Below are 19531 nucleotides of genomic sequence, written 5' to 3'. Positions count from 1 at the left end.
TTGAAGGTTTGCGAGGCGATTAAAGCCACATAGCCTTTGTGTTAAAGGTGACTCAGGACATTCCGGCGCCGATGCCCATGAGTACCACGCCCACGATAGCCACCACAATCCCCACCGCGGCAGCAAGAATTTCCTTGCTAGTGCGCGGCTCGCGCAGAATGATGATGGCGCCGGTGGTGGCCACCACGAAGCCCAACTGGGAGAGTGAAAACCCGGTAGCAACGCCAAGTGAGCCAGCGGAGATCAGCATGACTACGTTACCTATAGCCCACACCATGCCGGCCATGAAGACCTGCCAACTATGTTTGCCTACGAGAGGTTCTTCTTTAGGGAGCAGCAGGGCAAAACCTGCGGCACCGATGAGCAGGCCAATCCCCATCGGGCCCACTGCGTCAGCGGCGGAGACTTCTGCTAGCCGCAGTAGCGAGGGGTAGAGGCCAAACATGAGCGCACTAGCTACGGTCCATGTAAAACCTTGGCGCATGGCGGCGTGAGTAGGGCGAGCGGTAATGACATCTGTGCCTGTAGTGGGAAGATTCATAGGCTCATCGGGGTCTAGCGCAGCGATGGCTGATTCTTGCCAACTGCACAAGGCTGCACCGCTCATGATAAGCACCAGGCCGCCAAGGCCTAGTAATAGTGCTGCTGTGCTGGACCATTCGTGAAACAGGGCAATACCGGCCAAAACATTGATGACCAACTGCAAGGCGGTGGTTAAGGGGATAGTGCGTGCCACGCCCCAGGATTTCAGGCCCACAACCAGCGCAAACTGGCCTCCCGCCCACAATAAGCCACTAATAACGCCGACGATGAGCGCAGTAGTTCCCCACGATGAGGCCACTACCGCTGTGGCTGCGAGAGAGCCAAGACCGGCGCCAACAAGAGTTGCGGTGTTCTGCCTGCGAGGTGAGGACGGAAACGCACCGAGCGTTAACGCCATAATGCCGAACAAGAGCGAGGGGATAAGGGCCACGAGAAGGGTCACCGGCACATCGTATCGGAGTGCATGAGGCAGATGCGTACATGCTTCTCGGTGAGTGAATCGGTATCTGTTGGGTGAGAATGGTACGACGTGCTATGGGGGGAGGTACGTATTTCCTATACCCTTGCGCCATGACGATTGTGGCGGCAGCAGACGGTTCAGCATTGGGAAACCCAGGCCCTGCAGGATGGGCTTGGTATGTCAGCGATGATTGCTGGGCGGCAGGAGGATGGGAAAAATCCACGAACAATCGTGGAGAACTTACCGCGGTTCTTGAACTGCTTATCACGACCGCTGAAGAAGGTCTGAGTGATGAACCGCTCCACATTCAGTGCGATTCGCAGTACGTCATCAATTCACTGACTAAGTGGCGTTTTGGGTGGAAGAAGCGCGGTTGGAAAAAGGCCGACGGCAAAACCGTCGAAAATGTGGACCTGATGAAGGCCCTCGACGAGGCAATGGCTGGCCGCAAGGTGGAGTTTGAGTGGGTGCGTGGGCACGTGGGCCACCCAATGAATGAAGCCGCCGACGATCACGCCCGCGCTGCTGCCACCGCCTACCAGCAGGGCACTGATGTGCCGTCCGGCCCCGGCTGGAGTGGGCAGAGTAATGCCGCTACAAAAAAGGCAGCCAGTGCGTCGTCTCCTGAGGACACTACTTCGGCAAAGAGCGTCAGTTCCTTATCATCCGATGCTGCTGGTGACGAATTTTCGGTGAGTAAGACCCTGCCCAGCGGGAGTGAACCTTTTGAGAGTGCGAGTTCTTCTGACGGTGGCGGCAGACAGGCGGAGGTTGATAGATCAGGACGTGAACAAGGTAAGCCGATACCCGACTCCAAGCACGGAAAAGACACCGATCCGGCAAAATCGGAGGCCAAGCCCACCGAAATCCGCCTGGTGCGCATGGACTCCAAGGGTCGCGACCGTGCTGAACTCATCGAGTTCCTCACTTCTTCGGACTTCCCCTTCCATTTGAGTGTTCACCCGTCCGTTCAAGAGGCTGAACACTGGATTAACGATGGCCGTTTCGATGGCCCAAGTGCAGCCTCATTCTGGATCGAGGAACGCCAGGCTGGTCGTGTTGGCGTGATTACCTTCGAGCAGATGGATCATGACTGGCCACTGTTGGCAATTCGCTTGTCATCATCGGCTCGGGGGCAGGGAATTGGTCAAGCGGCCTGCCGCATGGCTACCAAGCTCCTCTTTGACACGCACCCCGCTATCCACCGCTTCGAGGCTCAGACTCGCGCAGACAATCAGGCCATGCGTGCCACCTTGGAATCCCTGGGGTGGGAATGTGAAGGGGAATGTAAAAAAGCATGGCCCACCCTCAATGAGGATGGGACCATGCAATGGAGCCACAACAAGGCGATTTACGCGATTCTCCGTAAGAACTAATCGTCCTGTTGGTTTTGGCTACTCCTGAGAGGAATCGCTCTCGTTGCCAAGCGTGCCTGCTGTGTCATCACGGTGAGTTGCCATGAGGAAGGCGCCGAAGGCAAGCCCGCCCCACACAATGAGCAGGTAAACAATCATCATGAGTACTGCTGAGGTGGTCATGCTCGTGCTCCTACAGTGTCGAGAGATTCAGTGGTCAGGGCGTCGAGGTCAGCATCGGTGAGGACATCATCCCCATCGACGCCGTGGCGCGGGTTATCACACCCAGCGTCACTATCGCTGCATTGGGTGCAGCCGGGATGGGTCACGCCACCCAAGGCGAAGCCTTCGGGAGTCTTCATAGAGACGCCCTTATGCCAGGGGAGGAAGGTCAAGATCAAGGCTCCCACATAGATGACAGCGGTTAGACCCCAGCCGTAGACCCACAACTGCGGAGAGGTGTAACCCTCATAGGGTTCAGCCAGTAACTCGCGGATGTTGCCATAGAAGGTGATAGCCATGATCGCGGGGGTCAGGATACCCACGCAGAAGGGCCACCAGTAGGTGGTTTTGATGGTAGAGATTGCATCCAGATGACGCCCCAGGACGGGGATCATGCGGCATCCCCACCCCACACCTACAAGGGTGAGTACGCAAACCAAGATGATGCCGGTGACGTTGATGAACTTGTCCATGATGTCCAGCGTGGCCAAACCCGTGGTCACTGGCAGGAAAGCCAGAGAGAAGACTGCGGCGACGCTACCCACGAGAAGGACCGCACGGCGTCGGGATAGAGCGAATTTGTCCATACACGCTGAGATGGGGACCTCAATGATGGAGAACATGGAGGTGAAGCCGGCTAGGAAGAGGGAACCGAAGAACAAGACACCGAAGATCGGTCCTCCGGGCATGGTGGAGATGATCTTGGGGAAGGCGATAAAGGCTAGGCCAATACCGCTGCTGACCACGTTATCTACGCTTGCTCCTGTTTGAGAGGCCATGTATCCCAAAGCGGAGAACACGGCGATACCGGAGAGCACCTCGAAGGAAGAGTTGGCAAAGGCTACGGTCCATGCCGTAGTGGTGACGTCAGTGCGGCGTTTGAGGTAGGAGGCTTGGGTGAGCATGATGCCAAAGCCCACAGCCAGGGAGTAGAAGATTTGGCCGTAGCCTGCCATCCATACGGATGGGGCGGTTAGAGCGCTCCAGTCGGGAGTGAATAGGGCGTTGAGGCCTTCGCTGGCACCAGGGAGGGTAATGGCACGCAAAGTGATGGCCACGAACAGTAGTACCAAGGTAGGTACAGCGACTTTGGAGACTGCTCCCACGCCGTGCTCAACACCTAGACTCATCACGATAAGGAGGACAAGCCAGATAATGGCTAACACGATGGTGAGGCTGGGCAGGAATTCGCCGGTGTGGACGTGGGAGGTGTCTGCATGGAGGAAACTGGAACCGAAGAAGGTATCCGGGTCATCGCCCCAGGCGAGGTTCACCGAGTAGTAGGTGTAGAAAGCGGCCCAGGCTAGAACGGCCATGTAGTACACGGCGATAAAGAAAGTAATGAGGGTTTGGACCCACCCTAAGGATTCGGCCCAGCGGGCAACACGGGCGAAAGCTAGCGGGGGAGCGGCGCGGAAACGGTGACCCATGGCGTAGTCGAAGAAGAGCATGGCAACGCCACCGGTGACTAGAGCGATTACGTAAGGAATGAGGAAGGAACCGCCACCGTTTTGGTATGCAATGTAGGGGAAGCGCCAAATGTTACCCAGGCCAATGGCAGAGCCAATGGCGGCGGCAAGAAACATCGGTCGCGATGACCAGGTTTCGCGTGGCGCTGGGGATGAAGACATGAGTCGAGCCTTTCGGGCTGGTCTACGGGGTGTAGGCAGTGACGGGCATAAAAAAACCCTCTCCCGATTTCTTCGGGTGGAGGGCGGGTGCGCGGGCTTGAATGCTTGCGAGTGGCTGGTTCAGAGACCTGCGCACCCGCTAATAATCAGTCCGTCTTGTAATGTCATAGTGCAATAGTACGCACAGAGGCTTGTGTGTTGGCAAATCGAGGAAGCATGAAGCGTGTCATGTTGTCATATGAAAACGGTGGGGCAGGAACCGCAGCGGTTCCTGCCCCACCGAAGTAACTGCTCACGCTAAAAGGACGGGCCTGACGTGTGAGCGCGTGTGTTTGTGATCCAACCTCAGATGAGGGTCATGGCTTGACGGGCGATAGCCAATTCTTCGTTGGTGGGGTAGACCATGACAGTGACAGAGGAATCAGGAGTGGAGATGATGCGGGACTCGCTGGAGCGAATAGCGTTCTTTTCCAGGTCGATCTTCACTCCCATGAATGCCAAGCGTTCGCACAAGGCTGCACGAACATCAGAGTCATTCTCTCCTACACCAGCGGTGAAGGTCAGGGCATCCAGACCGCCCATGACAGCGGTGTAAGCACCGACGTACTTCACTAGGCGGTGGATGTAAACGTTAAAGGAATCGATGGCGTTTTGGTCGCCTTCGTTAATGAGGCGGCGAACTTCGCGCATGTCGCTTTCGCCGGTCATCCCCTTCATACCAGATTCGCGGTTGAAGAGGTGATCAATCTCGTCAATGGTCATTTTGCCTACACGCACGAGGTGGAAGACGGCTGCGGGGTCAATATCGCCGGTGCGCCCGCCCATGACCAGGCCCTCAAGGGGAGTCAACCCCATGGAGGTGTCCACGGCATGGCCGTTGACTACTGCGGAGGCAGAGGCACCGTTACCCAGGTGCAAGACGATCTGCTTGAGGTCATCGCGGCCGAGCTTTTCAGCAACAGCTGCGGAGACGAACTGGTGGCTGGTGCCGTGTGCGCCGTAGCGGCGGATGGAGTACTTGTCAGCAACTTCGCGGTTGAGAGCGTAGCGTGCTGCTTCTTCAGGGAGATCCTGGAAGAAGGCAGTGTCGAAAACAGCGACGTGAGGAACGTCAGCTAGGAGTTTGCGGCCAACCTCGATGCCCTTGAGGTGAGCAGGATTATGGAGGGGGCCCAGGGGAACGAGCTGCTCGATGCGCTCAACAACCTCATCGGTGATGAGGGCGGGGCCGGAGAAGTAGCGTCCGCCCTGAACCACGCGGTGGCCAACGGCCACAATGTTGGCATCTTCAAGGCGGGGGCCTTCTTCATCGAATAAACGGAGAACTTCGGCCAAGCCAAATCCGTGGTCGGGAACGGGCTCATCAATTTCGATTTTGCGGCCATCAACCTTGTGGGTGATGGAGCCGGTCGTGTCACCGATGCGCTCGACGATGCCGGAAGCCAAGGAATCGCCGGAATCGGGGTCAACAAGCTGGTACTTGATGGAGGAAGAACCAGAGTTAATAACAAGAACAGTGCGCTCAGCCACGCGTTGCCTTTCCTTTGGGTGCTCGACAGTGCATTGGTCATGCGGTAGAACGAGCGGGTTTGTGGTGGAGGGTGAAAGTGGTGACACTGCCGGCCAAACGACGAATGAAGTCGCCTAGCCGGCAGTGAAGAAGTATCAGCCCTGAGTCTGGACTGCGGTGATGGCGACAGTGTTGATGATGTCCTCAACTAATGCGCCACGGGACAAGTCGTTGACGGGCTTATTCAGTCCCTGGAGAATCGGGCCAACGGCGATGGCGCCACTGGAGCGCTGCACGGCCTTGTAACCAATGTTGCCTGCGGACAGGTCAGGGAAGATAAACACGGTTGCGCGTCCAGCAACGTCCGAACCGGGGGCCTTCTGTGCAGCCACGGAGGGATCCACCGCAGCGTCGTACTGAATGGGACCTTCCACAGCGAGTTCAGGAGCCTTCTGACGAACCAGTTCAGTAGCGGTACGTACCTTGTCTACGTCAGCGCCCTTACCGGAAGTACCGGTAGAGAAGGACAGCATGGCCACGCGGGGATCCACGCCGAACTGGCGAGCAGTTTCGGCGGAGGAAATGGCGATATCGGCTAGTTCCTCAGCGGTAGGCTCAGGGTTTACAGCGCAGTCACCATAGACCAGGACGCGATCTTCCAGCAGCATGAGGAAGACGGAGGAGACGATGGAGGTGCCAGGCTTGGTCTTGATGATCTGGAAAGAAGGAACAATAGTGTGAGCGGTGGTGTGTGCAGCGCCGGAGACCATGCCATCGGCATCACCCATGTGGACCATCATGGTACCGAAGTAAGAGACGTCCTGAACCTTCTCACGTGCTTCTTCAAGGGTCACGCCCTTCTTGGCGCGCAGGCGAGCGAACTCTTCGGCGTACTTCGGGAGCAGTTCCGCATCGTTAGTGGCGACGACGCGAGCATCGGAGATGTCCAGGCCGAGTTCTGCTGCACGTGCGCGCACAGTAGCCTCATCGCCAAGAAGAACCAGATGAGCAACCTCATGACGCAGGATGGCGTCAGCAGCGCGCAGAACGCGGTCATCGTCGGGTTCGGGAAGAACGATGGTCTTACGGTTCGAACGGGCACGGTCCATGAGTTCCGCCTGGAACATCAACGGGGTGACTACATCGGAAGGCTCAACTTCGAGAGCACCTAGGAGTGCTTCGAGATCAGCCTCCTTTTCGAAGGTAGTAATAGCCACGTCAATCTTGCGTTCAGAGGCGTTAGCCAGATTGCCCTTGAGAGCGCTGGTGATGGAAGCTGCTTCGAAGGTATCCAAGTCGGTGGTCATGATGGGCATGGATTGGCCAAGACCAGTGATGAGACGCTTGGTGTGTTCAGGAATAGTAAATCCACCGTTCAGTACCAAACCAGCCAGGTTGGGGAAAGAAGTGGATGCCTGAGCGGCAGCTAAGGCTACGATCACAGCGGAGCGGTCAGCGGGAACGATAACAACTTGACCATCAGCCAAACGCTCTAGGACATGGGAGACGTCCATAGCGCCCACGAGCATGCTTTCTGCTTCGCGTTCGAGTAATGCTTCATCTCCAGCAAAAAGGGTGGCATGGAGAGCGCGGGCAACTTCGCCAACGCAAGGGGCTGACAGCAGGGGAACTTCTGGCAGCGTGGTAGCGGAGATCCCGTCAATCTCAGAGAGTGAGGTGGTGACTTCAGTGCGCAGTTCCTCAGGGCAGCGATTAGCGACCACGGCCACGGTACGTGCGTGGTATTCGGCGATTTCACTCATGGAAACCTCAACGCTGGAACGTAGGTCAGCCACAGACACGTTGGAGGCGTTCATGACCAGCATGACTGGAACACCGAGGTTGGCGGCCACGCGGGCATTAAGTGCAAGTTCGGGGGAGCCAGCTACGTCGTCGTAATCAGAGCCGTCGATGATAACCACATCATGTTCTTTGGCCACTGCACGGTAGGAATCGACAATGTGAGCGAGGCTGTCTTCAGGATTGGCGTGGTACTCATCCCAGGTCACACCTACGCATTCATCGGCGCTGAGTGGAGAACCGGAGCGGGCTAGCAGGGTGGTAAGGAAGGGATCAGCGGAGCGGTTGGAGACGAACGGGCGGAACACACCCACCTTGGCAACGACCTTAGTCAGTGAGGAGACTAGGCCCAGTGCGACGGTTGATTTGCCCGTCCCTGCGTTGGGTGAGGCAATGTAAATACTGCGCGTCACGATGTTTCCCTTCTGGATGAGTCCAGGTAGTCATGTGTGGTGGGGCGGCAGATAGTGAAGCGTCCCTTATGTCCTAGTTTGCCCTGTTTCGCTTCTGATATGCGCGATGAGGGTGTGTCAATCCTTACAACTGCGCCATTGCGGCGGTTTTTTATGACCTGATGAGACGAACCTCGCCCTGACTGCCGTGTTCTATTTCGTCTTGTCAAACGAAACTCAAGTTTCGCGACTCCGAATATGTCGGGTTATTAGAGGCGATGGAAGAAAGGTGTGAAGTGGTTCGGTAGCGCGTAGAAGTATGGCGGGTAGTTACCCAGGGCAGCAGAAAACAGATTGATTAGTAAGTTAGCTCACTAGGAAAGAGATCGAAACTAATGGCTTGGAGCGGCAGAAGATGAGCGTACGATCAATTCCGGAGTTAAAACGGACTGCGTGTGATCGTCGCTGCTTCGCGCTACACGAAGAATTGAGTCCATGGCGCTCGCGGTAATCGCATCGACATTCTGGCGTACGGTGGTCAGGCCAAGGGATGCGGCGGTAGGCCATGGGCCAGAACCCGCATCATCGAATCCAGTTAATGAGACGTCATGCGGCACATGGATACCGGCTTGGCTCAGGACATGCATCATGCCCAGGGCAAGTGAATCATTGGCACACATGACTGCTGTGGGTTGAGAAGCCTTATCGAGAGCAACGAATTCCAGACCTGCGGCCACGCCGTGCGCTTCTTCGTATCCGTCTACCAGGAATTCTCGAATTTGCATGCCCAGGGCGTGTGCTCGCTCGATGGCGGTATTGGCGCGGATATCGCCACTGGTTCGTCCAGTGACACGCATGACCGCCACATCTCGGTGTCCCAAAGTGTAAAGATGGTCGACCATGAGAGTGATGCCCGCGGCGTCGTCAGTGTGCGCGGCAGAGACTCGTCCCTCTAATCCTGGTGGACAGTATGCACCCACAAAAGCAGTAGGGGTTGAATCGAGTAACGGAAGCACACCAATATCGGGCGTGATTGAAGAGATCACTAACGTGGCTAAGCAGCGTGAATCATGCAGTGTTGATAGTGCTTTAGAAAGTGGTACTGACTGGCCTGTCATCGTGAGCACTACATCTAGTCCGCGTTCTACGGCAGCGGTGTGGGCGGCGTCGAGAAGGCGTGCAGTGAAGGGGTCGTGTCCTTCGAATGTCACCCCGAGTACACGGGACGTGCTTTCTCGAAGACGCCGCGCGTTTACATCCAGTGTGTAGCCCAACTCTTGTGCTGCCTGCATGACGCGCTCGCGGTTGGTGGGGGAGGCGCCGGGTTGACCCCGCATGACGATTGAGACTAAGGCTCGGGAAACGCCTGCGCGCTGGGCCACATCTTTCATGGTGGGGCGTGTGTGGCGGGTGGTGCGAGGCATGAGTCTCAATTCTTGTTTGGGGCGGCGATTGTTCACGTAGACAAGCGTTATGCGCTATTGTCTAGAACGATCTAAGTCTAGATCGATCTTAGTCCAATGCCAATGCACCACACTGCGTAACGAAAGGCACCTATGGTCAACTCTCACGCATTGCTTCACGCAGAGCATGTGAGTAAAGCCTTCCCCGGCGTCCAAGCACTCGACGACGTGAGTTTTACCCTCCAACCCGGCCAAGTCCACGCGCTAGTCGGGGAAAACGGTGCAGGCAAATCCACTCTCATGAAGATTATCGGCGGTATCTACCATGCCGATTCCGGCCACATCGTCATGGACGGTACTGAGATCAGTCCCCAAACTCCAGGCCAAGCCCACGCCCACGGAATCGCCGTCATCCACCAGGAACTCTCCCTGGCTCCGCATCTTTCTATTGAGCAGAACATCTGTTTGGGCCGCGAACCACGCAAAAGCGGCCCCTTGACTTCTGTTCTCCCTCACGCCACGCGCCTTATTGATCGTGCAGCCATGCGCGAACGCGCCATCCAAGCCCTCGACCAACTCGGCCTCAAACTTGATCCCTCAACCCCGGTGGGACACCTGAGCGTCGCCGCTCAGCAAATGGTGGAAATTGCCCGCTCACTCAGCATGGGTGCACGTATCCTCATCATGGACGAACCCACCGCAGCTCTTACTGGATCCGAAGTCGAACGACTCTTCGGTGTTATCAACAATTTTGTTAGCCCCACCACCGGCGTCATCTACATCTCTCATCGCATGGAAGAGATAAAAAGGATGTGCCAAGCCATCACCGTGATGCGTGACGGCAAAACCGTCGCTACCTTTGACCACACCCCACCCACCGCCGACATCATCGCCGCTATGGTGGGCCGCCACGTGGACACAACCAAAGGCCCCAGTACCAAAGTCCTCGGTGACGTGCGCCTGAGCATTTCCCATCTGCAAGCTCCCGGAGTGCGTGACGCATCACTGGACGTGCGTGGGGGAGAAATCGTTGGCCTGGCAGGACTGATGGGGGCCGGACGTACCGAAGTGGCCCGTGCCGTGGTGGGTGCCGATCCCATGACCAGCGGCACTATTACCTTGCATGGCAAAGAGGTCCGTATCCCTACTCCAGCACACGCTGCCGCCCAGGGAATCGGCTATCTTACCGAAGATCGTAAAGTGTTCGGCCTGCTGTTGGATAAAGATGTTACTGAGAACATCGCCTTGGCCAGTTACAAGACATGGTCCAAAGCAGGATTCATCAATGATTCCAATGCACGTGAGGTAGCAGTTAAGTACGTTTCCTCGCTGCGCATCAAAACACCAAGCGTCGATGAAACCGTTGCTAACCTCTCTGGGGGTAACCAGCAGAAAGTTGCCTTGGCTCGCTGGTTGGTCCGTGACTGCGATGTACTTATCGTCGATGAACCTACCCGCGGCATTGACGTGGGCGCTAAAGACGAGATCTATACCCTCCTGGAATCATTGGCAGCCCAAGGCAAAGCCATTGTCATCATTTCCTCAGAAATCCCTGAACTCCAACGCCTCGCAGATCGCATCGTGGTGATGTGCGAAGGGCGAACAACCGGTGAACTTTCCCATGGGCAAGCCACCGGCGAAGCCATCATGGAACTTGCCACCCAGTTCGACCACCCTGACACCCCCCTGGCCCCCTCCGAGGCATCCATGACACGAACCTCAGATCACGTAGCAACCACAACGGAGAAGTCACGTCCATGAGCAGCATCATGACCTTCATTACCCGCAACCGAGCTCAAGCGCTCATTGTGGCCACTCTTGCTCTGACCTGGCTCGCGTTTTTCATTGCCAGCCCTTACTTTCTTACCGTTGCAAACATCTCTGCACTCTTGCTTGATGCCAGCGTTTATATCCTCATCGCCCTGGGATTAACCTTTGTTATCGCTACCGGCGGCATTGACCTCACCCCCGGTTTCGGCCTGGCTTTCACCGGTGTGGTCACCGCACTGGTAATGACCAGCATCGGTGGAACTGTAGGCATTGCGGTAGGCGTGATTGCAGGAATCCTCGCCGGCGGCTTGTTAGGCCTGTGTAACGGCATTCTCGTGGCTGACTTGCGGATGCAGCCCATGATCGCCACCTTGGCCATGATGCTCGTGGCATGGGGCTGTGCACTGGTTCTTACCGGCACGTCAGCCATCCCACTCAACGGATTCGCTGCTTTCTTGAAAGTAGGCAATGGCAAAACTGCAGGTATTACCAACGCCATTTGGCCTGTCATTATTGCTGTGCTTATTGCCTGGGTTCTTCTCAATAAAACCCTTATTGGCCGTTACGCACTAGCCATAGGATCCAATGAAGAAGCTACTCGTCTGGCGGGCGTCAATGTACGCACATGGAAACGTCGCGTTTACATCCTGGCAGGCATGTTTACCGGCATGGCTGGTGTGGTGATGGCCTCCAAACTTGCCTCCGGTAAACCTGATGTGGGCCAGTCCTACGAGATGTACGCCATCGCCGCTGCTGTGCTCGGTGGTGCTTCGCTGACCGGTGGACGCGCTAGCGTCATCGGATCTGTGGTGGGGGCCATTCTTATTGCCACCATTCGTAATGGAGCAGTGCTCCTGGGCGTGCCTGACGAATGGCAAAAGATCTTGCTGGGCGCCGTGGTGCTCGCAGCTGTATACCTCGATGTTCGCCGCTCTAAGAGCAAGAAAATCTAAGCGCAGGAGTATTGATTCACCATCTGTTTGTACGTGCAGACCACTGTAAGCCGCTCGCGCAAGCCTCGGGAACTGCCTTCCCTTCGAGTTGCTGACAGCCACCCCTGAGTGAGACAGGCCCTGATGAATTGCTAGCAATGCCGCAATCGACGCCGCAGGTCACTCCCACAATTTCATATCGCCTACTTCTCCACCTGACCGCTTCGTTCGCTGATGAACACGGTCACTGACGAAAAGGACACCAATGAAACGCCGCACGATGCTCACCGCACTTGCCTTAACCCCTGTGCTTGCTAGCGCAGCATGTGGCCGCGGAGGTAAAGAGAACTCAGCTAACGCGAGCACCATCGCCGTGATCGCGAAGGGAGCCTCCTCGCCTTTCTGGAACGCCACTAAGGAAGGTGCCATGAAGGCTGGTAAAGAACTCGGAATCGAAGTGACCTTTAACGGTCCCGATAGTGAATCCGACGTTGCCCGCCAGATCGACCAACTTAACCAGGTCTTTGTCAAGCACCCCACTGCACTCGTTTTCGCAGCCCTCGACGCAGAAAGTGAAGCCGCAGCACTTCAACAGTTCGCTGATGCTTCCATTCCTGTGGTTGCCTTCGACTCCGGCGTTCCCGGTTCTTCTATCCCCGTCTCAACGGTGGCCACGGATAATGTGGCAGCCAGTGCCGATGCAGCCAAGCACATGAGTGACCTGCTCGGCGGACAGGGCGAAGTGGCCATTGTCTGCAACTCTCAGACATCACTGTCTGGTCAACAGCGTGAACAGGGTTTCAAAGATTACCTGGCAGAAAACGCGCCAGGCATCACCGTGGTAGACGTGCAGTACAACAACTCCGACCAGGCTGTGGCTGAGCAGCAGGCCTCCGCCATGCTTCAAGCTCACCCTAACCTTGCCGGCATGTACGCTACCGATGATGACGGCGCCGTGGCAGCAGCACAGGTAGTGAAGCGTGCCGGTGCGAACGTCACCGTGGTGGGTTTCGACTCTGGCAAGTACCAGATGGATCTCATTCGCGAAGGAGCCATTGCCGGTTCAGTCACCCAAAATCCCTTCAAGATGGGCTACACCGCGGTGATGACCGCATGGGACGCAGCCCAGGGCAAGGAAGTAGAAAAAACCGTTGACTCCGGCTTTGCATGGTATGACAAAGACAATATCGACACTCCTGAAATCCAGGAAGCCGTCTACGACTGATCCACTCCCGTTGCTTGCTTGCTGCACGTCAGTGGTGCTCAATGGGTGAGGGAAGGGCATAACAAGCCATTCCCACCTGCTTAATCCATGCCGTTTGCGCCGCCATGATGAGGTAAACGGCTCGCATATCGGACTGACTTGAGGGGCTGGGATGTGGCCAGGTGCGCACATCCCAGCCCCTCGGCGTCGTCGAAGAGCCGGTAGGGTAGAGACGTGACCAGTAACTCCACAGCCCCGCGCACCGAACACCCCGTCCTGGTGGTCGATTTCGGTGCCCAGTACGCCCAACTCATCGCACGTCGCGTGCGTGAAGCGCGCGTGTACTCTGAAATCGTTCCTCACACCATGAGCGTGCAGGCCATGCTGGACAAGCAGCCCGCCGCCATCATCCTCTCCGGTGGCCCTTCTTCGGTCTATGCCGATGGTGCACCTTCCATTGATCCTGCCATTTTCGAATCCGGTGTGCCTGTCTTAGGCATCTGCTACGGCTTCCAGACCATGGCACACGCCCTGGGCGGATCCGTGGGTAAGACCGGCACCCGCGAGTACGGCCACACCCCGGCCACCGTCGCCTCCGACTCCTGCCTCTTCTCCGGCACCCCTGTGGAACAGGCCGTGTGGATGAGCCACGGTGACGCAGTCCAGGCCGCACCCGAAGGCTTTGCCGTCACCGCATCCACCTCCCAGACTCCCGTCGCCGCATTCGAAGACCGCGAGCGCAAACTCTTCGGTCTACAGTGGCACCCCGAGGTGCTTCACTCCGAGCACGGCCAGCGCGCCCTGGAAAACTTCCTCTACGAAGGCGCAGGCCTGGCCGGTGATTGGACCCCCGGCAACATCATCGACGAACAGGTCGCCAAGATCCGCGAAACCGTGGGCGATGCTCATGTCATTTGTGGTCTGTCCGGCGGCGTGGATTCCTCCGTGGCGGCGGCACTTGTTCACAAAGCCATTGGTGATCAACTCACCTGCATTTTCGTGGATCATGGCCTGCTGCGTGCAGGCGAGCGTGAACAGGTGGAGACTGATTACGCCCAGGGCATGGGCATTCGCGTCATTACCGTGGATGAAAGTAAGCGCTTCCTCGACGCACTGGCTGGCGTGACTGAGCCCGAAGCCAAGCGCAAGATCATTGGTCGAGAATTCATTCGTTCCTTCGAAGCAGCACAGCGCGCTGTGATCGAGCAGGTCGGTGCTGAAGGTGGAGAAATTAAGTTCCTCGTCCAGGGAACCCTCTACCCCGACGTTGTTGAGTCCGGCGGCGGCGAAGGAGCAGCCAACATCAAGAGCCACCACAATGTGGGCGGCCTACCTGATGACTTGAACTTCGCCCTCATCGAGCCCCTGCGTGAACTGTTTAAGGATGAGGTTCGCGAAATCGGACGCCAACTGGGCGTTCCTGAAAAGATCGTGGCCCGCCAGCCCTTCCCCGGTCCCGGCTTGGGTATCCGCGTCATCGGTGAAGTCACCGCACACAACCTTGAGATTCTGCGCGCTGCAGATCTCATCGCTCGTGAAGAACTCACCAATGCTGGCTTGGATGAAGAAATCTGGCAGTGCCCCGTGGTTCTCCTCGCTGATGTGCGCAGCGTGGGTGTACAAGGTGATGGCCGCACCTACGGTCACCCCATCGTGCTTCGCCCCGTCTCCAGTGAAGACGCTATGACCGCTGACTGGACCCGCCTCCCTTACGACGTGCTCGCACGCATCTCCACTCGCATCACTAACTCCGTCCCCGAGGTCAACCGCGTGGTGCTGGACTGCACCTCCAAGCCTCCGGGCACCATCGAGTGGGAATAAAACCTGAGCGTTGTGCCGTCATCACTTGATGGTGATTACGGTGAGCGTTTGAAGGGGTACCGTCTGGGAAACTAGCCGGTACCCCTTTTTTCCTATCTCATGTTCTTGCTGTAAACCCTCTGTAATGGGCTAAAACACTGCTGGCGTGGTAAGACTAAAGAGTTTGATTGACGCTTCGGAAAGGAGGGGGACTGTGAGCGAGAGCTCGAATACCCCCATGGAAATTACCCTCGACTACTCCAAGCAGCAGGCTCAGGCCTTCCGCGACGATCCAGTTGCACGCCTCATGCAGAACGCTGTGACCGCAGCCAGCGTCGACTCTATTAGTCTTAACCGTGAGATTGTTACTACCACTGATGATGTGGTCAGTGATCGCCTGGACACCTGGAGCGTCCAGGACCAGAAGAAGTCCGGCAGGTGCTGGGCTTTCTCCGGCATCAATGTGTTACGTGCAGGCGTGATGGCTAAGCACAACCTGGAGAACTTCTCCTTCTCCCAGAACTACATCTTCTTCTACGACAAGATCGAAAAAGCCAACCACTTCCTTGCCGCCATCCGGCGCTTTGAAAGCGACGACCTGGACACCGAGCGCATGCGCGATATGTTCTCTAACCCCTGCCCTGATGGTGGATACTGGGGGATTTTCGCCAACCTCGTGAGTAAATATGGCCTAGTTCCTCAGGACGCCATGCCTGACACGGATTCAGCCACCAACTCTCAGCAACTCAACCGTGCTCTCAACACTTGCCTCCGCCGCGCAGGCCTGGCTATCCATGCTGCTTCCAGCGAGGAAGAGAAGCAGGAAATCCACGAAAAGGCCATGGCTGACGTGTGGCGCATTGCTGCGATCCACCTAGGCACCCCGCCCGAGCGGGTGCACGTCCACTGGCGCACCAAGGATAAGAAGTACGAAGACCTGGGCATGATGACGCCGATGGAATGCTACGAGCGTCTGTGTGAGCGCCGCGTGGAAGATTTCGTTGCCCTCAAGCACGATCCGCGCCCCGAGCACCCTGAAAACTGCACGTACTTGGTTGAAGAGTCCAACTACGTTGAGGGCCGCGAAGGCATGGTCCACCTCTCCGTGGCACTGGAGGACCTGAAGAACTACACGATGACCGCCCTGCGCAAGGAGGTCCCCGTGTGGTTCGGCTGCGACGTGGCCAAGCAGCGTGACAACGACCTAGGCATCTGGGACGCACAGTTGCACGACTACAACAGCGTCTACGGCGTCAGCCTCGATATGAGCAAACTCGAGCGCGTCCGTGCCCGCGAAACCACCGTCAGTCACGCCATGACCTTTACCGGCGTGGATATTCACGACGATGTTCCCCGCCGCTGGCGCGTGGAGAACTCATGGGGTGGAGAAGTCGGTAAGAAGGGCTTCTACACCATGAACGATTCCTGGTTCGACGAGTACGTTTTCGAGGTCATCATTCCTCGTGATCTGCTAAGCAAGGACCACAAGAAGGCTCTGGAAACCGAACCTCGCTTGCTGCCCATGTGGGACGCACTGGTCTGAGGTTCATCACTGATCTTCATACGTGGGGGGCTGGGCGCCTAACGGCGCCCAGCCCCCCACATCATCTGCTGTGACGTTTACTTCTGGGATTTCTTTCCCGTTGGCACAACCGCACTGATGACTAGCACAGCGCCAAGGCACAGTAGGCAAATGCTCACTTGCATAAGGCCTCCTGCTGTCACGCCCACGCCCATGAGCACCATGAGCGCTCCAGTGACCACGCACAGTAGAGCGAGTGCCAGGGTGGTGCGACGCATCGGGAACTGAGGTTCCTCGGCGTCTGCCGTGTTCTGGGCACTCCACACGGTGGGAGCGGTGCCCGTTGTGGGAACGGGAGCACCTTGTCCACCGAACTCGTTCGTGTCGTTGGTGAGGGGCTGGTTGACTCCAACGAAGTTTTCGCTGATGGTGCCTTGGTCACCGATCACCTCAGTGTCGTGAGTGTTCTCGCGGCCGTCCATTGCTAACTCCTGGGTTTCATTCGAGCTAGAAGAATTCATGAAATCGTTGATGCTCATGATCAGTTTCCGTTCTCACTGCTAGGAGTGCTCTGGTCTCCAGGTGCCTGTTGCCCGCTGGAAGCAGGGGCGGGAGTTACCTGCTGGCCGGGAGTAGCCGGCGCATCAGGGGTGCTTGGCTGAGCGGGTTCGCTATAGCCAGGTGCCCCAGGAACTGAGTTGTAACCCTCAGGCATGTAGGTGGCGATACCCTTAGTTAGGTCATTGTGTTTGGCGACCTCAGCGGCGCACGTGTCATATTCGGCTTTTTCTCCCGGGGTCATTTCGAGAATTTCTGAGTACTCCTCGTAGGGTTCCACGAGATTACCCTTGACCACGCTGGCACATGCGGCGGCCTGCTCGTCAGTGATGACCGCATGGGTCATGCCTTGTGGTAACTGGGGGCTGTCCACCGTGTCGTGACCTTCAATACGCCAGTTGTAGAGCACCCATACGTCATCTGTTTGGCGGCCGCTCCATATAGTGATCCCATCATTGGCATTGATATTGACTACACCCGCAGTCATGGTGACGTTGATGGTGAGGTCAGTGGTAGCCCCAGCGGAGGGGGAAGCAAGGGTGAACTGGTGCAGGCCCGCCATGTTGGTTCGCCGAATATGGGTGAAGTGCATGTCGCCGTTAGGTAGATACGTGCCTGACTCGTCGCTCGACGGGTCAGAGGTGTAGTAGCCATCGTCGGACAGGAAGTCCACGCCTTGCCACTTCTCATTGCTCAAGAGGCGCAGTTCGCCGAGCTGCTGGGTGACATTGATACGCACGGATTGATCAGAGCGGGTATGGATGGTCAGTGCCCCCGCTACCACGCTGACGTTCATGGTCACGGGCATGGAGGTATCAAGGTCGCTAGCTTCTATATGCAAATCTCCGACGCCAAATTCATAATTCCCGTTAAACGCATTAACCTGCTGGGTCCCGTAAGTCAGCGGAGCAGTCCACACCTTTGCGGGAACCACTGCGGCTCCCAGCATGGTGGGGATTGCACACAACAAGGTAAAGACGGCCAGGCCGCTCATCCAACTGCCGCGACGATGTTGGAGCGCAGCAATGAGCAAAGGAATACCCACGGCCAGAGTGATACCGCCGAAGATGATGGGAATGGTGCCCAGGGTGCTCAGGCCGCCGGTAATCGCTACGGATCCCAGAGCAATGCCTATGAACAGCAAGCCCAGCATGAGCAGCCACAGGCGGCCCGAAGGAGCCTTCGCCTGAACCTTCGCCGCCGGAGCAGGTGTTAAGGGGTAGGGCTGCTGAGTGTAAGGCTGGTAAGGCTGAGGTACGCCACCGTTGTAGGGAGCCCCGAAGGCGGCGGAAGACTGACTCGTCGCACCTAAGTAAGGATCCGACGCAGAGGGCGCCGAAGCACCCTGAACTGAGGAAGTATAGGGAGCGAAGTACGCCGGCATATCCTTATCTGAGGTGGGGGAGCAGCTGCCGTCAACGCCATCTGAGGTATCAGAGAAACCATCAGACTCATCGTTGTCACCCTCACCGTTTTCACGGCCGTCACCAGAGGCGGAGATTTTATTGAATTCGCCCTCAGAAGGCTCGGTGGACTGTGACCAGTCAGTGACGTCCATGGACGGTGCAGGAATCGGAGCCTGAGCACCACCATTCATGGGCATTGTTGCGGTGGGAGGCACAGCGGAGCCAAAGGGCTGATTAGGCTGATAACCGTTATTTCCGCCCATCGGAGCACTACCTGGACCACCCGTGGGGGATGGCGGGTAGGGCATGGACGGGTGAGCATTCGGCGTCGGGCCTTGGCCAGAGGAACGGTGGGAACGAGAGCGGGAGATTAACCACGCCACTAAAGCGACAAAGGGGGCGATGGAGATGAGTAGGATCCACCAGTTAGTAGAGAAGTACGCACCGTCGTTGAGCACGAACACAGGGACGTGAATGTCATCGCTGGACATGCCCATCAGCACGCAGAACAGTGAACCGGCAAGGCCCGCACTCAAATCACCGGAAAGTAACTGCTGAACATGAATACGACCATCCTGACGCTCGGGCAAGAAAAGCCAGAGTAGGCCGTAGGCCAGCAGGAATCCTCCATTGATGAAGAAGATGATGACCAACGCTAGGCGAATAATGAGCGGATCAATTCCCCAGCGAGCGCCGAGCCCCTGGCACACGCCACCGATCCACCGGGGCTGACCACGGTAGATGTTGAGTGAGCGCACGGAGTTGAAGAAGGACTCGAGGTGAGGCTTCTTGTATGGCTGCTGGCCCGGGGCCCCCTGGTACTGGGTGCCCTGGTACGGGCCACCTTGGTAGCCGCCCTGATAGGGGCCACCGGCGTAATGACTGCCAGCGGAAGGGCCTCCCTGGTAGGGGCCGTAGCCCGCCTGACCAGCGGCGCCATGACCGCCGGACGGCTGGCCATGGGACCCCTGGGGGCCGGAGGAGTGGGGAGACTGAAAAGTGCTCATGGCATAACTGTGGCAA

At 57.3% G+C, this 19531-nt stretch carries 14 protein-coding genes; 6 read left to right on the top strand and 8 right to left on the bottom strand.

All coding sequences use genetic code 11. The features are described from left to right. Positions 1 to 52 precede the first annotated feature (52 nt). Positions 53 to 985, bottom strand: coding sequence for a GRP family sugar transporter (locus A9753_RS00810; RefSeq protein ID WP_083090166.1), 933 nt, complete (start codon positions 983 to 985; stop codon positions 53 to 55). Positions 986 to 1113: 128 nt separating this feature from the next. On the opposite strand from A9753_RS00810, the gene A9753_RS09365 reads away from it, so the two are divergent. Further along, a complete protein-coding gene (locus A9753_RS09365; RefSeq protein WP_083090165.1) occupies positions 1114 to 2379 on the top strand; it encodes a GNAT family N-acetyltransferase in 1266 nt (421 codons plus the stop codon). Positions 2380 to 2397: 18 nt separating this feature from the next. Here A9753_RS09365 and A9753_RS09360 read toward each other — a convergent pair whose 3' ends face one another. The 5 genes from A9753_RS09360 to A9753_RS00785 all read right to left on the bottom strand — a co-directional run bounded on the left by A9753_RS09360 (position 2398) and on the right by A9753_RS00785 (position 9337). Further along, the gene (locus tag A9753_RS09360) at positions 2398 to 2541 is read right to left on the bottom strand and encodes a methionine/alanine import family NSS transporter small subunit (protein ID WP_083090164.1); all 144 of its coding nucleotides are present in this window, start codon (positions 2539 to 2541) and stop codon (positions 2398 to 2400) included. Then, positions 2538 to 4211 (bottom strand): sodium-dependent transporter, encoded by a 1674-nt coding sequence (locus A9753_RS00800; RefSeq protein WP_083090163.1) that lies wholly within the window; start codon positions 4209 to 4211, stop codon positions 2538 to 2540. Before A9753_RS00800 ends, A9753_RS09360 begins: the two co-directional genes overlap by 4 nt. 345 nt (positions 4212 to 4556) lie before the next feature. Then, positions 4557 to 5741, bottom strand: a complete 1185-nt coding sequence (locus tag A9753_RS00795; protein ID WP_067778814.1) for an acetate/propionate family kinase — start codon at positions 5739 to 5741, stop codon at positions 4557 to 4559. Positions 5742 to 5876: 135 nt separating this feature from the next. Further along, complete coding sequence (gene pta, locus A9753_RS00790) at positions 5877 to 7934, bottom strand: phosphate acetyltransferase (RefSeq protein ID WP_067778811.1); 2058 nt, start codon at positions 7932 to 7934, stop codon at positions 5877 to 5879. Between the two features lie 371 nt (positions 7935 to 8305). Next, positions 8306 to 9337, bottom strand: coding sequence for a LacI family DNA-binding transcriptional regulator (locus A9753_RS00785; RefSeq protein WP_067778808.1), 1032 nt, complete (start codon positions 9335 to 9337; stop codon positions 8306 to 8308). A 132-nt stretch (positions 9338 to 9469) separates the two neighbouring features. Here A9753_RS00785 and A9753_RS00780 point away from each other — a divergent pair, with 132 nt between their 5' ends. The 5 genes from A9753_RS00780 (at position 9470) to A9753_RS00760 (ending at position 16565) form a co-directional block, all read left to right on the top strand. Next, on the top strand, positions 9470 to 11077 hold the full coding sequence (locus tag A9753_RS00780) for a sugar ABC transporter ATP-binding protein (RefSeq protein ID WP_067778805.1): 1608 nt from the start codon (positions 9470 to 9472) through the stop codon (positions 11075 to 11077). Continuing rightward, positions 11074 to 12039: an ABC transporter permease gene (locus tag A9753_RS00775; protein WP_067778802.1), complete on the top strand. Its 966-nt coding sequence runs from the start codon at positions 11074 to 11076 to the stop codon at positions 12037 to 12039. Before A9753_RS00780 ends, A9753_RS00775 begins: the two co-directional genes overlap by 4 nt. A 244-nt stretch (positions 12040 to 12283) precedes the next feature. Further along, on the top strand, positions 12284 to 13243 hold the full coding sequence (locus A9753_RS00770) for an ABC transporter substrate-binding protein (RefSeq protein WP_067778799.1): 960 nt from the start codon (positions 12284 to 12286) through the stop codon (positions 13241 to 13243). 213 nt (positions 13244 to 13456) lie between these two features. After that, positions 13457 to 15043 (top strand): glutamine-hydrolyzing GMP synthase, encoded by a 1587-nt coding sequence (guaA, locus tag A9753_RS00765; protein WP_067778795.1) that lies wholly within the window; start codon positions 13457 to 13459, stop codon positions 15041 to 15043. A 193-nt stretch (positions 15044 to 15236) separates the two neighbouring features. After that, complete coding sequence (locus A9753_RS00760) at positions 15237 to 16565, top strand: C1 family peptidase (protein ID WP_218056726.1); 1329 nt, start codon at positions 15237 to 15239, stop codon at positions 16563 to 16565. A gap of 77 nt (positions 16566 to 16642) precedes the next feature. Here the strand turns inward: A9753_RS00760 and A9753_RS00755 are convergent, their stop codons facing one another. Both A9753_RS00755 and A9753_RS00750 read right to left on the bottom strand, forming a co-directional pair. Next, the gene (locus tag A9753_RS00755; RefSeq protein WP_141673237.1) at positions 16643 to 17083 is read right to left on the bottom strand and encodes a hypothetical protein; all 441 of its coding nucleotides are present in this window, start codon (positions 17081 to 17083) and stop codon (positions 16643 to 16645) included. 2 nt (positions 17084 to 17085) lie between these two features. Then, positions 17086 to 19515 (bottom strand): PspC domain-containing protein, encoded by a 2430-nt coding sequence (locus tag A9753_RS00750; RefSeq protein ID WP_067778786.1) that lies wholly within the window; start codon positions 19513 to 19515, stop codon positions 17086 to 17088. Positions 19516 to 19531: the final 16 nt, after the last annotated feature.

It is taken from the genome of Actinomyces vulturis (genome assembly GCF_001687305.1).
GTDB classification, from domain to species: domain Bacteria; phylum Actinomycetota; class Actinomycetes; order Actinomycetales; family Actinomycetaceae; genus Actinomyces; species Actinomyces vulturis.
The sequence above is the reverse complement of the archived record's forward strand: the minus strand, read 5'-3'. Positions and strand labels throughout refer to the sequence as shown.

Excerpts from the sequence above, each read along its gene's own strand:
- A9753_RS00750 (WP_067778786.1), bottom strand. The coding sequence starts at position 19,515 with ATGAGCACTTTTCAGTCTCCCCACTCCTCCGGCCCCCAGGGGTCCCAT.
- A9753_RS00775 (WP_067778802.1), top strand. The coding sequence starts at position 11,074 with ATGAGCAGCATCATGACCTTCATTACCCGCAACCGAGCTCAAGCGCTC.
- A9753_RS00800 (WP_083090163.1), bottom strand. The coding sequence starts at position 4,211 with ATGTCTTCATCCCCAGCGCCACGCGAAACCTGGTCATCGCGACCGATG.
- A9753_RS09360 (WP_083090164.1), bottom strand. The coding sequence starts at position 2,541 with ATGACCACCTCAGCAGTACTCATGATGATTGTTTACCTGCTCATTGTG.
- A9753_RS00780 (WP_067778805.1), top strand. The coding sequence starts at position 9,470 with ATGGTCAACTCTCACGCATTGCTTCACGCAGAGCATGTGAGTAAAGCC.
- A9753_RS00770 (WP_067778799.1), top strand. The coding sequence starts at position 12,284 with ATGAAACGCCGCACGATGCTCACCGCACTTGCCTTAACCCCTGTGCTT.
- A9753_RS09365 (WP_083090165.1), top strand. The coding sequence starts at position 1,114 with ATGACGATTGTGGCGGCAGCAGACGGTTCAGCATTGGGAAACCCAGGC.
- A9753_RS00785 (WP_067778808.1), bottom strand. The coding sequence starts at position 9,337 with ATGCCTCGCACCACCCGCCACACACGCCCCACCATGAAAGATGTGGCC.
- A9753_RS00755 (WP_141673237.1), bottom strand. The coding sequence starts at position 17,083 with ATGAGCATCAACGATTTCATGAATTCTTCTAGCTCGAATGAAACCCAG.